Annotated in this window: 7 protein-coding genes; 3 read left to right on the top strand and 4 right to left on the bottom strand. The window is 66.7% G+C overall.

Going from position 1 to position 15,583, the window contains the following annotated elements; all coding sequences use genetic code 11:
• Positions 1-33: 33 nt before the first annotated feature.
• The 4 genes from ACWGKT_RS25475 to ACWGKT_RS25460 form a co-directional block, all read right to left on the bottom strand.
• Positions 34-3,324, bottom strand: coding sequence for a type I restriction endonuclease subunit R (locus ACWGKT_RS25475; protein WP_453275517.1), 3,291 nt, complete (start codon positions 3,322-3,324; stop codon positions 34-36).
• Positions 3,321-4,637, bottom strand: a complete 1,317-nt coding sequence (locus tag ACWGKT_RS25470; RefSeq protein ID WP_401350312.1) for a restriction endonuclease subunit S — start codon at positions 4,635-4,637, stop codon at positions 3,321-3,323. Before ACWGKT_RS25470 ends, ACWGKT_RS25475 begins: the two co-directional genes overlap by 4 nt.
• The gene (locus ACWGKT_RS25465) at positions 4,634-6,652 is read right to left on the bottom strand and encodes a type I restriction-modification system subunit M (protein WP_401350309.1); all 2,019 of its coding nucleotides are present in this window, start codon (positions 6,650-6,652) and stop codon (positions 4,634-4,636) included. The genes ACWGKT_RS25470 and ACWGKT_RS25465 overlap by 4 nt, the downstream gene beginning before the upstream one ends.
• 94 nt (positions 6,653-6,746) lie before the next feature.
• Positions 6,747-8,957 carry an N-6 DNA methylase gene (locus ACWGKT_RS25460; RefSeq protein ID WP_453275516.1) on the bottom strand — a complete coding sequence of 737 codons (2,211 nt, stop codon included), beginning with the start codon at positions 8,955-8,957 and terminating at the stop codon, positions 6,747-6,749.
• A gap of 281 nt (positions 8,958-9,238) precedes the next feature.
• Between ACWGKT_RS25460 and ACWGKT_RS25455 the strand changes: the two genes are divergently transcribed.
• Genes ACWGKT_RS25455 through ACWGKT_RS25445 form a run of 3 tightly spaced genes read left to right on the top strand, consistent with a single transcriptional unit; the run spans position 9,239 to position 15,579 of the window.
• A complete protein-coding gene (locus ACWGKT_RS25455) occupies positions 9,239-10,849 on the top strand; it encodes a PD-(D/E)XK nuclease family protein (protein ID WP_401350305.1) in 1,611 nt (536 codons plus the stop codon).
• On the top strand, positions 10,836-12,047 hold the full coding sequence (locus ACWGKT_RS25450) for a pPIWI_RE_Y domain-containing protein (protein ID WP_401350302.1): 1,212 nt from the start codon (positions 10,836-10,838) through the stop codon (positions 12,045-12,047). Before ACWGKT_RS25455 ends, ACWGKT_RS25450 begins: the two co-directional genes overlap by 14 nt.
• Positions 12,040-15,579 (top strand): pPIWI_RE_Z domain-containing protein, encoded by a 3,540-nt coding sequence (locus ACWGKT_RS25445; protein ID WP_453275515.1) that lies wholly within the window; start codon positions 12,040-12,042, stop codon positions 15,577-15,579. The genes ACWGKT_RS25450 and ACWGKT_RS25445 overlap by 8 nt, the downstream gene beginning before the upstream one ends.
• Positions 15,580-15,583 lie beyond the last annotated feature (4 nt).

Below are 15,583 nucleotides of genomic sequence, written 5' to 3'. Positions count from 1 at the left end.
CGGCCGTCCCTTCGCCGTACCCACGCAGTAGGCTCAGCGGGTGTCGGGGAGGTTGTGGCGGCGCCGGATCAGACGGTATGCGGCCGTGCGGGCCTCCTGGAGCAGCTGCCCCTGGAACTCTGCGTCGGAGAAGTAGCGTTCGGTGAACTTGGTGTCCGCCTCGGCCCGTTCGATCATGATGTCACGGAATCTCTTGTTGAAGGGATGCTCGAAGTCGCCCTCGTTCCGGGCGGCAAGCGCGGCATCCTCCAGATCCGGATCTTCTGCTGCGGCGACGATGCGCTCTTCGTACATCACGCGGTCAGCCTCGTTCAGCCCGAGGCCGTGGCGGACATTGAACTCCTCGATGAGCTCGGAGAGGAGGACCTTGTCTGGGTCTCGGTGGCTGCCCGCGCCTTCGGCACCGTACGGGCCGAGGTCTTCGACGTCCGCGTCAGTGAGGCTGATGTCGTAGTCACCTACCTTCGTGACCCGCATGTGAGTGAGGTCCATCTCCCCTACGTCGAGGGAGGGGTCGTACGGCGGCGGTGGCAAGATGTTGGCGAGATGCTTGCCGTAGAGGTAGAGACGTTCGAGGCCGATGTCGACGCGCGGCATGAGCTGGGACAGGAAGCCGTACTGGCGTAGGAAGGCGCGCAGGTCGGCGCGAAACTCCTCGGCGGCCTCACCGTTCTGTTCCTGGCGCTCGACAAAGCGGGCGCGGGCGGCGTCGGTGTGGCGGTAGAGGGCCGCGTGCGCTTTCTCCCAGCGGCGGGCGCCCGGCTCACCGACGGTGGCGGACCCGTCGGCCGCCTGCGCCGTGGCCAGGGCCCGGACGAAGGCATCCATCTCGTCCTCGTACAGCAACTGGTGGGCCATCACCTTGCGCTGGGAACCGTAGAGAAGGTTGACATCGGCAGGCTCGGTGCGAGCTTCCTTGAAGTAGGGGGCGTACTCTTTCTTGATGTCCTCAGGGTCATTGACGAAGTCCAGGACGAACAGATCCTCCTGGCTTTTACGTGGGTGGGTACGGTTGAGGCGAGAGAGGGTCTGGACGGCGGCGACGTCGGTCAGTGGCTTCTCGATGTACATGTGGGTGAGAAGCGGCTGGTCGAAGCCGGTCTGGTACTTCTCCGCGACGACGAGGAAGCGGTACTCGGTGCGCAGCGGCGCGCCGCCCGGCTTTCCGGTCCGCAGGGCGGCGTAGCGGTCGTCGGCGCGGGTGTAGGCGAAGGCGTCGGGGAGTTCTTTCTCGGAAACGCCGTTGAGCTCGGCCTCGGTGACCTTGACTTTGGTGACAACCCCGTCGATCTCCTTCTCCACCTCCAGCTCCCCGGAGAAGGCGACGAGCACGCCGAGGTCCGCGCAGTCCAGGTCCTTAGTGGCCTGCACCAGATGCTTGTACATCTCGTACGCGGCTGGCCGGGACCGGGTGACCACCATTGCTTTGGCCCGCCCGCCGAGCCTGCGGCGGCCGTGCACTGCGAAGTGCTCGACGATGATCTCGGCGTGTTGGGCGAGGGTGGTTGGGTTGAGATAGACGAACTTGGCGAGTTCGCTCTTGGCTTTGTGCTCGTCCACCTCGATCTCTTCGGCACCGTCCTTGGCGACCCGCCAATGGGTCGTATAGCGGGTGTAGTTGCGCAGGGGATCGAGGATGAAGCCCTCCTCGATGGCCTGTTTCATGGAGTAGATGTGGAACCCGCGCTTGAGCTTGGTGTCGGGATCGGTGACGCCGAAGAGGTTGAGGGTCTTCTTCTTGGGCGTCGCGGTAAAGGCGAAGTACGACAACATCGGGTGCATCTGGCGTGCGGCAGCGGAAGAGGTCAGGAACTCCTCCTCGTCCTTGCCGGCCTTCTCCTCTGCTCCGAGTCCGCGCAATACCTTGCGCATCTTTGGCACAGAGCTGCCGGTCTGGCCGGAGTGAGCCTCGTCCACGATGATTGCGATCCGCTTGTCCTTGAGGCCGGTGACGCCTTCGAGGATGTAGGGGAAGGTCTGCGCCGTGACGATTATGATCTTCGTGCCGGTGTCACCAAGGGCTTGGGCGACCTGCTGAGACTTGGCGCCTTCGGTTCCCTTGACTGGGCGGACTACGCCCGGCGTGTGGTCGAACTGGTAGATGGTGTCCTGAAGCTGGTCGTCCAGGACGGTCCGGTCCGTGACGACCACGATCTTGTGGAAGAGAGGCTTGTCGGCCTCGATACGCCCCTCAGAGACCGCTTTCGGATCGAGTGCGCCTGGCTCGGCGGAGCCGTGCAGCACGGACAGGTGGTGGGCGAGCCAGCCGATGGTGTTGGATTTGCCTGAACCGGCGGAGTGCTCGACGAGATAGTTCTGGCCCGAGCCGTGGTAGGCGGCGTGGGCGGTGAGGCGGCGGACGGCGTCCCACTGGTGGTAACGGGGGAAGATCAGGGGCCGGTCGTGCACGGACACACGACGCGGCCGGCCGCTCTTCGCGGCGCCCTTCTTGTTCCTCGGGTCCTCGACGTGCAAGAAACGCTTGATGATTGCCATCCAGTTGTCCGGTTGCCAGACCTCCTCCCAGAGGTAGGCGGTGCGGTAAGCCGGCCCCTTCTCACGGTCGGGAAGGGGCGGGTTGCCTGCGCCTCCAGGATTGCCGGGCCCCTTCGACCCCTGGTTGAAGGGGAGGAAGAGCGTCTTCTCGCCCTTGAGACGTGTGGCGAGGAAGACGAGCATCTCGTCGACCGCGAAGTGCACGAGGGCCCGCTTGGCGAAGATCAGGTCCTTCGGATTGCGGGTGGTGCGGTACTGGCGCTTCGCGTCCTCGACGTTCTGGGGGTTTTGGGACGCCGAGCTCTTGAGCTCGGCCGTCGCGAGGGGAAGCCCGTTCAGGAATAGCACCAGGTCGAGTTCACGGGTGTGGTCGGGTGAATAGCGTAGGCGTGGGGTCACCGTCAGGCGGTTGCACCGGTAGTTGTGGAACGCATTATCGGCGATGGCGTGCGCTGGCAGGAAGTAGGCAAGCTCAATGTGCAGGCCGCGGTCCTTGACGCCATTGCGCAGCACGTCGAGCGTGCCGCGTGCGTCGATCTCGCGGGCGAGCAGCTTGCCGAACTCACGCATGGCGACGTCGGTGGCCTCGGGGCTATCTGCCTCGCCGGTGAACTCTTTGAGCCGCTCCAGGATGGCGGGCTGCGTGGCGTCGAGGAAGGTCCGCAATTGGGCCGTGTCGAGACCGAGCTCGGCGTTGTAGGCGCTCTGCCCTCGCTCGCCCTCGTGCCAGCCGGAGGCGGTGAGGGCCCCGACGATGGTCCGCTCAAAGGCGTACTCGGAGTCGGGGCGTCGCTGTGCGAAGGCGGCGGGGGCGTTGGCGAGGGTCACGGGGCCTCCACTCCTCGGGCGGTGATGACGTCGAGCTGACCAGTTACCGCTGCGGTGATGACGGCCTGGCGGCGTTCGGCGAGCACATCGAGTTGGCGTTGGAGAAGCGCCTTAGCCTCCCGGTCAGTCTGCGCTGCCGCGTCGAGCATCTCAATGAGCTTTCGCTGAGTGGCTGGGTCAGGGAACGGAAAGCGCTGCGGGCGGAGTTGCTCACGAGTGAGGTGGGTCATGGTGCTCGCATTACCTTGCACTGCGAACACGCGGAGCCGTTCGGCCACCAGCAGGCAGTAATACAGCCAGCGCGGAAGATCAGTCCCACGAGGGCGGATGCGGTGCAGCGCCTTCTGGTAGAACATCTCGGGAACCTGTCCGTCCCAGACGGCAGCTCGGCCTGGCCAGCTGCCGCCTTCACACACGAGCACGTCGCCCGCGCGCAGGCGATAGCGCCGTCTCTCGTGCGGTGGGAAATTCATATACGCCAACTCTTCCGCGTCCACCTGGTCCCATTGCACGTTGGCGACGCGGAGATAAGGGAACAGATGTTGCCCCTTTGTCCGTTCCTCATTGAGCATCTTGCCGAGTTCTACCTCGAAATGGTGCGAGACGGCCGCGACCCGCCATGAGGCGGGGACTGTTCCGAGCCATGAGAGTCCGCTTTCCTTGCGGGGACCATCTACGCGCTGTCCGCGTACAGTAGCGTAGGCGCGCGAGATCGCGGATTCGTCGATCAGGTTCACCTGCCGTTCGCGGAGGTTGTAGATTTGATCCATGCGAGCTGTCTCGGCGTCGAGGAAATCGACAATTCGGCGCTGTTCCTCTAGTGAGGGCAAGGGCACCCTCAACTGTTCGACGTCTGGCATATAGATCGTCTTGTGGGTGGATCCAGCTGCGATCCGCTTGAGGTCCGGAGCCATCGCTCGCAGTGCATGGAGCAGAAAACGGGGATCGAGTCGCGGTCCGCAAGTCCAAGTCACGAAGTCCTGACTTGTGGCCATGTCGCGTCCCATTATTGCCGAAAATCCAACTGACGCGGTACGGGAGAGAATAACAGTGCCTGCAGGATGCCTGACCGCGGCAGAGTTTGCCTCCCCGAGTTTACTGATCTGCTCCTTCGTATCTGTGATGACATCAACTTGGTTGCTGCGTAGCTGCCAAACATCAGCCAAGGTAATCCACGGAATGGTGCAGTCTTGCCAATACTCGGGCTTGCTTCGGCTTGGGGTGTGGCCAGACCCCAGTCGCGCTACAAGGCGAATTGGCACCGTAGGCCAGTGCGAATTGGCGAGCCACGGAGCGATTTGAATTACGCTCACTTCGCCACCTTGCCCAACAGTCCTTGAATTTGTGCCTCAAGCCCGCTCAGCTCCGCGTCGATCGCCGCAAGCGGGCGCGGTGGCTCGTACACGTAGAAGTGACGGGTGAACGGGATCTCGTAGCCGATCTTCGTCTTCTCGTGGTCGATCCATGCGTCGGGCACGTGCGGGAGTACCTCGTCCTTGAGGTATTGATCCACGTCCTGGTCCAGCGGCACGTTCTCGTAGTCGCGCAGTTCCGGGTCCGGTTCCGGTTCGCCCTTCTTCATCTGGATCTCGCCCTCTGGGTCGCGCACACCGATGACCTCGCGCAGCGCCTTCTGGAAAGCGGTATTGCGGCTCCACGGGATGCCAGCCTTGGCGAGGGCCGCGTTGACCGCCGCCCAAGCGGGCTTCTTCCCCGGCCACGTCTTTCCGAGAAGCGATTTCAGGGCATCCGTGAAGTGCTCGACCCCGACCTCCCCGAAGTGCTTGATCATGCCCTTTGACTCGCGGGCCTCCTCCAGCGTCTCCTCGGTGACTTCGAAGCGCAGCTTCAGTGGCCGTTCGACGGTGATTCGCTGGTAGCCGAAGTCGTCGTTGGCGAAGACCTTGACCTTGCCGTGGAAAGCGTGGGATTCGTTCTCGGCGATCTCTGGGCCCTCGGCATACAGCTTCATCACATGTGTGATTTGCTCCTCGCTGATCACCTTCCGCTTGTCCCCGAGGGACTTGCGCATCTTGACCCACTGGTCGCGGGCGTCGATCAGCATGACCTTGCCCTTGTGGGCTGGGTCCTTGCGGTTTGTGAGGATCCAGAAGTACGTGGAGATGCCGGTGTTGTAGAAGAGCTGGTCGGGGAGTGCGACCACAGCCTCCAGCCAGTCTTTCGTGAGAATCCAACGGCGAATCTCGGATTCGCCGGAACCTGCCGCACCGCTGAAGAGCGGCGAGCCATTGAAGACGATGCCGATGCGACTGCCGCCCTCCTCCACGGGCCGCATCTTGGAGATCATGTGCTGGAGGAACAGCAGCGAGCCGTCGCTGATGCGCGGGGTGCCGGCGCCGAAGCGGCCTCGGTGCCCCAGGTTGTCCCGCTCGTCCTCGACCTCCTTCTGGACCTTCTTCCACGCGACACCGAACGGCGGGTTGGAGAGCATGTAGTCGAAGCGGAAGTCCTCGAACTTGTCGTCGCTAAGGGTGTTGCCCAGCTGAATGCGCTCGATGTCCTGGTTCTTGATCATCATGTCGGAGCGGCAGATAGCCCAGGACTCGGGGTTGAGTTCCTGCCCGAACACATACACGTCGGCCTTTGTGTTGTGCTCGTGGATCACGTCTTGACCCGCGTTGAGCATGCCGCCCGTGCCGCACGTCGGGTCGTAGATGGTGCGCGTGGGTCTGCCGACCTTGAGTTCACCGAGGTCCGGGGTGATGAGGAGGCGGGTGATCAGCTGGATAACCTCGCGCGGTGTGAAGTGCTCACCGGCGGTTTCGTTGGACTCCTCGGAGAACTTCCTGATGAGTTCCTCGAAGGCGTACCCCATGACGTGGTTGGGGATCGCCTTCGGGTGAAGGTTGTAACCAGCAAAAGCGGACACGACCTTGTGGAGGAGCTTCGTGTCCACAAGGTGCTGGATCTGCTCCTCGAAGCGAAACTTCAGGAACACGTCGTAGGCATCCGGTGAGAATGCCTGGACGTACTGCGGCAGATTGGCTTTCTCTTCCTCGTGGCCGCTCACGATAGAGGCGAGCGTGAGGCGCGTCGTGTTGTAGAAGGAATGGCCGGACTTGGCTGGCAGGAATGGGTGAGGGTTTCTTCCCAGAGCCGTCAGCCGCCTGAACTCGGAGACTACCTCGTTCCGCGTTGGCGCCAGCACGCATTCAAGGCGTCGCAGCACAGTGAACGGCAGGATCACCTTGCCATAGTCCGAGCGCTTGTACTCGCCCCGCAACAAGTCCGCCACCTCCCAGATGAGGTTCGCGAGCTTCGTCGCCTGTGCGTACTCCGCGGCTGCCTGGGCCTTCGGATCAGTCACCACGTACGTACGTCCTTACAAATCTTGGGAGTTGGGGTTAGAGGAACTCGTGACACCGGGAGAGCCGGAGGCCGGTGGTGGCAAGAGCGGGGATTCACCGAGCAACGTGGGGCCGTGCACTGGCTGGTGCATCGTGAGCCTCCGCACTGCCCTGGCCGCGCAGTGCCCCCGCCACCGCCTCGGTGGCATCCCTGGCCAGATCCTGCCCCATATCGTGCGCCGTGCGCAGGAGGCGGCTGAAGTCGGCCACGGCGCGGAACGCTGCGCCGTACGCGCGCTGCCGGTCAATGGGAAACAGAGGGACACGGACACGGCGCGGGTCCAGGCGAGTGTGGGAGCCGGGACTGCTGGTGGTGGAGGCGGCCTGGTGCGCTCCTTCCACGCTGGAGAGGAAGCCGGCCAGGTACCAGGGATCCAGGATGTCGGTGTTAGCCACGCGGATGTGGTGAAGGGTGGCCGCCGGGTAGGCGTCCGCATCCTCGTCGGTGGCGACGCGGGCTACGACGCTGCGGGCGGTGACGGGCAGCAGGACGTCACCAACGCGCACCGGCTGGTGCTGGACGATGTCGTCGGGGGCCGGACCGATCTCGGACGGCGGTCGACCGGTCACGACGTCTCGCGCGGTGAGGAAGAGAGCCTCCCCGGGGCCAGGGGCGGGGGGCGGAGCGGAGCCGGTCTGTCCACGATGGACATCGGCAGCTGGACGGTGGCGCTCCGTGTGGGCGGGGCGGCGCAGCACCACGACGCCGCTCTTGGCCAACTCGGCGAGGGTGGCGACGCGGACGCCCGCGCGCGCCGCCTCGGTCAGGTCCGGCAGGCCAGGGAGCGCGCCGACGGCGGGCAGCGCGGACCTGAGCGCGCGTAGAGTCTCGTCCAAGGCGGTGCGGCCCGCGTCCAGGGTTTCGGCACTCACACCGAGTGTGGCGGACTGGGGTAGATGGCGGCGGGGAGTCAGGTCGACATCGTCGTCGAGGAGATCCATCACGGGGACCAGTCGAGCCACGCCGGGGCGTGCCGGGAACGAGGAGTCATCGTCATCGGCTGCCGCCACGTACCGCGCCCAGAGATCCTGGATCAGCATGCTCGGGTCCTGCTCCTCCCCGCTGTCTGCCAACAGGACGCGGGCAGGGGGAAGTTCACCCGGTTCGGGGCGGCGCAGAACCCAGATCTGCAGGGCGAGTGCGTAGTGGGCCGCGTACCCAGCAGGGAGGGAAATCACCGCGCGTAGTGCTCCGCGGCGCAGCAGTTCTTGGCGGATGCGGCGACCGGACGGACGGAAGGCGACACCCGGGGGCAGGAGGAGGACCACGGGTGCGCCCGGAGCGGCATGGACTAGGGCCTGCTGTATCCAAGCCAGTTCCGACTCACTGCGCGGTGGGATGCCGTACTCCCAGCCCACATGGTCGACGAGCTCTTCGTGACCCCAGTTGCGGTCGGCGAATGGCGGGTGACCGACGACGGCCGCCGCACGCCCGGGGCGGAACGCGGGGCGCCGTAGGTAATCGCCGGTGTGCACGTCGAAGGAGACGGCCGTCGCTACCGGATCGGTGTTGCGGAAAGCCAGGCGGAGGGCGGCGAGGAGGGCGAGGGAGTGGCTGAGCTCCTGGCCCTGGACGCGGGTGGCGCCCCTGTCGGCGGCGGCAAGGAGGAAGGTTCCACTGCCGCAGGAGGCGTCGAGGACCGCACCGTCGGTGGGCGGCCCAGCGAGGGTGACCATAAGGTCGGCGAGTTCACGGGGGGTGGCCGCCAGGCCGGAGCGTGAGCCCTGGTGCAGGAAACGGGCGCACAGGTCGTCGAAAGTGGTGCGCGCGCCGTCGGCCGTCGCGGCCTCGGCGGCCGTGACCAGGAGGGAGAGCAGCCGGGCGCCGAGCTCGTACTGAAGGGCGCTGAGAAGTTCGCCGAGACTGCCGACCGTACCGCCGAGCGCCTCGGCAAAGGTGTGCTCGGCTCGCTCCATCAGCTGGACCAGGCCCGCCTTGTCCCGCGGGCTCTGTGCCCCGGGGTGGCGGTGGAGGTGGAACAGAAGCAGGCCGGTGAGGGCCAGGGCGTCCTCGGCAGCACTGCCGGCCCTTGCGGATTCAAAGCTCTGCCACAGCCGCTCGGCCACCGCGATATGCCGTGCTTTGCCCTGGCGTCCGAGCCATTCTTCGACCTCGGCGAGGTCGAAGCGGGGACTGCGGTCGGTGCCGCTAACGGGTTGGGGGAAGTCGTCGTGCCGCTTGCGCCAGTTGCTGACGGCGGTCGGTTTCACCTCGGCGAGCCGGGCGATGTCCGCCGCGGTCACCTCCACTCGGCCTGTCGTCATGCTCCTCGGCTCCTCGTCTTCCGGCAGCTCGGGGGTGGTGCGCGGTCGACCCTACGCGAATTCATGCGTGAGGAACAGGATCACAGTAGCGTCATCTCTAGATCACAAGTGCTGGTTGGCTATATTCACACTCGCGCGATACGGTCTCACCACGGTCGCTCAAGGTGGCCGCAGCGACGGGTGGGGTGTGCCGTGGGCACCGCAGTGGCCGAGGGAGACGGACCGTGCAGGACAGAGGCAGGGACGGGGCAGCGATGCCGGAGTGGCCACCGCCGGAGGGGATGACCGGTAGCGGCGCGCTGATCCGGGTGCAGGCTTCGCACGCGGCTGAAGAGCGGCATACCTGCCTGCGCTTTGCGGAGGGCAAAACCCGGCCGAATGCCTGGCCGGGCCGCCGTGTCGAGCGGCCGAAGCCGTATCTGGAGAACTTCGTCCTTGGCCTCGTTCTGGCCGCCGTGCGGCTCGTCGAGTGCGAGGGTATGGTCCCGCAGGACGCCGTGCGGCAGACCGAGGACTGCGCGCGGCGCTCCCTACACCAGGCCCAGCGCCGTTTCCTGCGGCACGCTGTCGAGCGGTGGCTCGATCGTGATCGGCCCAAGGACGCGCCGCCGGTGATTCCTGCCCCCGGCCCGTGGGTGCGGATGCGGGAGGTGGACGGGCGGACTTGGGAGCTGACGGGCTGGGGGGCCTGCCACCACAACCCGGGACGGCGGCTGCGCGAGTTCTCCTTCCTCTGCTACGGCAGCGCCGATCCCCGGTCTGTCCCGAAGGACCGGGTCGCGATTGCCGCCCTCGCCGCCGCCTTCGGGGAACCCGCACGGCAGGGTGCCAAGCCCTGGCACCCGTACCAGCTCCTTGGCACAGAGCCTGTCGACCATGTGCGCGTGGCTCTCACCGGGCTGCATGACGGCTCGTACCGGCTCCTCTTTGAGGGCGGGCCCGAACAGGTCCGCGCCTACTACGAGCAGCATGCCGAAGGGCGCGTCAAGGAGATCGTGGGTGGCGGCCCCGCGACGCCCGGCGGCAGCTGCGCGGGCTGCCGCCGCCTGGAGACCTGTGATGCTCCGGTTCGTCTGCCCGGCCTGCTCGGCATTCCAGCCGGCCGAGGCCCCTTCCCGCTGCGGGAGCTGTCCGCCAGCCATCTGCGCTACCACCGCAAGTGCCCGCAGATGTACTTCTCCTACGCCCAGCACCTTCCCCGCACCCGTGAGTACTCGCCGGAGAACCAGCTCGGCAAGGCCGTCCACGCCCACCTGGAGGCAAACCACAGGAGCGGTCTCCTGACGCCGTGCGGGGGTGCGGACATGCCCTGGGGCGACACCGCCTGGGGTGACGGGGAGCTGCGCATGACTGGCGAGTGGGCGCGCACCGGGTCCCGGATGCTCGCCCAGCACATCGACATGTGCCCGTTACTCAACGACGGTGTCACGGCCGTGGTGCCCGAGCCCCTGCGAGCCTTCTACGACCCGCACGCTCATGTCGTCCTGATCGTGAAACCGGACCTGCTCTACGCGGAGCACGGCTCGTGGGTGTGGCGCGAGACCAAGACCACGCAGAGCGCGGACGCCTGGATGGGCCGGGACCCCTTCACCACCGACCCCCAACTTGCCCTGGCCGTAATCCTTCTAGCTGAAGGAGCCTTCGGCGGCGACCCGGCGGGCTCGCGGGTCGAGCTGGAGGTGCTGCGGCCGGACAGCGGCGACCCCTCATACATCGAGCCGTACAACGAGCCCGAGCGCGTCGAGGCCGCCCGTCGGCTCGTGCGGGAGTACGTCGAGCCCTGGCGCGGCGACGAGGTCTTCACGCCCAGGCCCGGCACCCACTGCCGTACCTGCCCTGTCACCGAGTGGTGCGCGAGCGCCCCCGAGGAGGTGCGTCGTGGCCGCCGTTGAACCCCCGGATGTCGCAGGTGCCGAGTCCGAGCGGCTGCTGAGGCTGGTCGCCACCGCTTTGGTACGGCTGTCTCAGCTGCGCACGCCCGGCGATCCCGTCTACCCCGACGTCGTGCAGGCCGCCTACAACCATCTCGTCCTCGTCTGCCTGCGCACCGGGCGTACGGCCCCCGGCAGCGTGCCGCAGCTCGCCCGGTGGGCGGCTGCGCGCCCACTGGCAGACTGGTGGCCGTTCCCTCTAGAAGACAAGCACATCAGTGACCTGCGGCTGGTCGACACGCACACCGGCGCCCCCGCCCAGGAGTGCCTGGAGTGGGCCGTCTTCGCACCCGATCCGGCCGCCGAGCAGATCGAGAACGCACTGCTCAAAGTGGCGCTCACCCTCTGCCGGGCGGCCAAGGCCCCCGACTCCTACACCGCCTTCCGCAGGCTGCTCATCGAGCGCCCCGTCCTGACGGGTGTCGAACTTGCCCTGCTAAGCGTTGACTTGGACCTGTCGCTACTGCTCGACATAGTGAAGCGGTGCTACGAGCCGGTCACCGCCGCCTATATCAGCCATGGGCGGTGCACGCTGTGCGCCGGTTGCGGATGTCTGCTGGTGCCCTTGCGGGACGACGGATACGCCTGCACGCTCGACCGCTGCCGCAGGAGGCCCGTGGCCGTCGGAGAACGCCTCGACCCCGGGTCCGACGGCGGCCTGTACCTCCTCACCAGGCCGCTTCGCGTCTTCATCACTGGCCCCGGACTGGCTGAGACCGGCCTAGAACGGCGACTCGTGGGACTCGGCCTCGCCGTCGCGATGTGGCCCAACTTCGACGCGTACGACCTCCGTGTCGTCTTTCCCGACGGCCGGGCGTGGGGCATCGACGTCAAGGACCGAGCCAATCCTGCGCTGCTGGGCCGGACCACCACCGCCCTGCGCCGAGAACCGCCCTACGACCGGGGACTGCTCGTCGTGCCCTCCTACAGGTTCAAGGAGCGGGACGGCTACCGCGAAGTCTTCCACCACCATCTGCCCGAGGGAGTCGAAGGCCACGTCAGCCTGCTTACCGATGAGGAGGTCGTGCGACAGGCGAAAAGCACTCTGGCCCGCACCATGCGGCACACCGAGCCCGGAACCACCCGGCCGGCGCCCCGGACAGCACGGAGGGTAAAGCGAACGACACCAAAACCCCAGGAAGGAGAGCTCGATGCGTGACCGCAGCGGTTGGCACCGCGGGCTGACCGCCCCCTTGAAGGACGCATGGCAGGACGGACCCCGCTCCTTCAGCCCCGGCGATCTCCTTGATGTGGAACTCGGCCTGTACCTACTGGAGTCGGTCATGCCGAACCGGGCCGCCGTCGACACTTGGACACTCATCAGCGGCTACCCGTTCGGGGAGGCGTTCGGCGACATCACCACCGACGCTCAGCGACTGCGCGTCCGACGAGCCCGGCACTACCTGCTGCCCCTGCGCAGGCGCCGGGAATGGCTGCTCGCCCTGGAGTCCTACCTCGCCGTTCCCCAGGAACTGCGCGGATACCATCTCGTATCCGCGGAGTCCGTACCAATGCGGCGCTCGCCCGCGCGGGCCGCACGCCGCTTCGAGCGCTACGAGAAGGTGCTCGGTGAGCCGCCCCCGTACGCGCGACACCGACTGTCCCGCGCCCAGGCCGGAGACTATGTCTTCCCCGTCCGCAACCGCCGGTACGCCGTCACCTTCACCGAGGACCTAGTTCCGGACGGACCGACGGCCGCACATGACCTAGATGCGCCGCTGCCCGGAGAAGGCGAGCCGATCACCGTACGGTGGCGCGAGCTGGAAGCCGCCGCACGCCGCATGGACGTGATCGAGTCACATGCCCCGGACGTCGCACGCGGCCACTGGCTGCAGCGCCTGAAGCGCGTCGAACTGTTCGTACGAGACGAAGGACAAGGCAAGTTCGAGCAGAGCGACACCCTGCGTATCGACCGGCTCCTCCACCTCGTCGGCATGGTCGGCGCTGGCAAGAGCACCCTGCGCGACATCCTCACCTTCTGGGCCGCCACCGAACTCGGGCTGCGGATCACCATTGTCGTCGGCGATGTCGCCGAAGCTCTGTCCGTCACCGGACTCCTGGACCGCCTGGGCGTGCCGACCGCACCCGTACTCGGCCACTCCACGCGTGAACGCCACATCCAGCGACTTCACCGGCGTATCGCGTCGAATGGAGCCCCAAGCCTGCTCACCCACTGGCACGACGGCTTCAACCACGTCAACAGCGCCTGCCCACTCGACGCCCTGCGCGGCACGGAGGCGGAGCGACCACTGCGCGTCGGCGAGGCGCCGTGCGGAAGCCTGTACGAGGCGCGCCGGACATCCACAGAGGAGGCGGACCTGCGAGAAGGGCTGTTCGGCAAGGAGAGTTCCGAGACAGACCCCGATGGCCATGGTGAGGCTCTCGATGGAGCAGCGGCCGCTGACTCCGCCGCGAGTGCCGCCTCCACGGACGACGAACGGCCGCGGCGTCACAGCTGCCCCCTGTGGTCCAGATGCCCCCGCCATCACGCGGCCCGTCAACTAGTCGACGCCCGGGTGTGGGTGGCCACCCCCGCGAGTCTCGTCCACACGGCCGTGCCCGAACAGCTTCAGCAGCAGCGGCTGCGTTACCTCGAACTCGCGTGCCGAATGAGCGACTTGGTCATCGTGGACGAGGCAGACCGGGTGCAAATGCAGCTCGACACGGCGTTCGCCCCAGCCACCACTCTCGCCGGCCGCGCCCCTAACTCGTGGATCGACGAGGTCGCTGCACACGCCCTTGCGGAACTCGCCGGTCAGGCGCGACTCCAGCTCTCGGCACGGGACATCGACGACTGGACGAACGCCACCCACACCGTGCGCCACGCCACCGACCGGCTGTACTCACGCCTCATTCAGAACCGCGCGCTGCGCCACTGGATCACCCAGGACTACTTCAGCGCGGTCACCCTCCACCAGTGGCTCATCAACGCATGGTTCCCCGACCTCAAAGACATCGACGAGACTGTTGTGTCCGAGGGCACTCCAGAGGCCCGGCGTCTTGCGCAGCGCGAGCGGATCGACGGCGTACTCAACCGCTTCCGTGACGACCCGCTCCAGCCCCGTACGGTGGGCACCGAACCTGAGACGGATCCGGCGGAGACCGCGCTCGTCAACGAGCTCATCCATCTCACGCTCGGTCTGCTGCACGCCCCTCACGGCTCTGACACCCGCACCCAGGTGCGGCCCGTGTTGGAGCGGCTCCTCAACGGAGCCGTACGACTCGACGACGGCCCCGACCCTCACGTGCCCCGGTTCGAACTCACCTTGGTCCTCGCCGCCCTGCACCACCGGCTCAACTTCATGACTGGGCTATGGCAGCGCGTTGAGGCGGTCCTCAACCTGGAGTCCGCCTCCAACGTGCTTTCCCGTCGCCCACCCCGCGACTACGAGCCCGCGATGCCCGAGTCACCCATGGGCAACGTCCTCGGCTTCCAGTTCCAGTTGGACGAGCGGAGGAAAGACGGCGAGCAGAGCGGCGAACTGCGCTTTTTTCGCTGTAACGGCGTTGGACGCGAACTACTGCTTGGCCTGCCCGACCTGCCAGCCGTCGACGGCAGGCCCGGCCCGCACCTGCTGCTGATGTCCGCCACCAGCTGGGCCGGCACCTCCAGCCGCTACCACGTGCACGCCGACGTCGATGCGGTGCTGCGCCCGCACCAGGAGGAGGTGCGAGCCATCCTCGACACCGAGTTCCGTAAGGAGTTTCTGTACTGGCCCGGAAGTACAAGACCGCTGCGGCTGTCCGGCTGCGACCCAGAGGAACGCCCGGCCGCCCTCGTCCAGATGCTGCACCAGCTCGCCGAGCCCGACCGCAGCCTCACCGGTTCGGTAAGCGCCCTCCAGCAAGAACTCGACGACATCGAAGACCCCGAGAGACGCCGCCTGCTGCTCCTTGTCGGCAGCTACGAGGAGGCCCGCAGGGCCGCCGCGTACCTCAACTCGATCCCGGAATGGGCCGGTCGGATCTCCCGACTTGTCTCCGACGACGCCGACCTTGACACGGCCTGGAGCGCCTTGCCGCGTACCGCCGAGGCGAAGGCTCTGCGCCGGGGCGACGTAGCGGGCTGGGCGAGCGGCGGCCAGGCCGACGGGGAACTCCTCGTCGCCCCGCTCCTCGCTGTCGAACGCGGCCACAACATCGTTGTCCCCGGAGGCAAGGCCGCTATCGGCACGGTCTACTTCCTGGCCCGCCCGCACCCTCGTCCCGACGACATCGCACTTGCCGTACAGGCCGTCAACGACTGGGCGGTACGGCAGATCCGTGGCCCAGGTAACGGCTTGCGGCATCTCGCTCGTCGGGAAGGCACACCCGACCGGGCTGGGCTCGCCTTCCGGCGCGACGCCCGCCGTGCCTGGAACCGTTTCCTGACCCGCCGACTGTCGTGGACCAGCCTCCCGAAGACTGAGAAGGAGGCGTTCACCTGGGACCAGCTGGTCGTAATGTGGCAGGTCATCGGCCGCCTCGTGCGGGGCGGAGTGCCCGCTCGCGTCGTATTCGTCGACGCCGCCTTCTCACCACGCGAGGCGGGCCTCGCGGCCACCGACACCCCCGCCACCAGCCTGCTGGAGAGCATGCGCGCACTCCTCGCTCCCTATTTCAGTACCGAATCCGCCGTACCCACGATCGACAAGTCCCTGGTCGAGGCTTTGTACGAGCCGTTGTACAAGGCATTGGCCGACATGGACTGACGTC

This window comes from Streptomyces sp. NPDC054794 (assembly GCF_053611585.1).
This window is presented reverse-complemented; position numbering and strand designations above follow the sequence as displayed.

Excerpts from the sequence above, each read along its gene's own strand:
- ACWGKT_RS25460 (WP_453275516.1), bottom strand. The coding sequence starts at position 8,957 with ATGACGACAGGCCGAGTGGAGGTGACCGCGGCGGACATCGCCCGGCTC.
- ACWGKT_RS25455 (WP_401350305.1), top strand. The coding sequence starts at position 9,239 with ATGACCGGTAGCGGCGCGCTGATCCGGGTGCAGGCTTCGCACGCGGCT.
- ACWGKT_RS25445 (WP_453275515.1), top strand. The coding sequence starts at position 12,040 with ATGCGTGACCGCAGCGGTTGGCACCGCGGGCTGACCGCCCCCTTGAAG.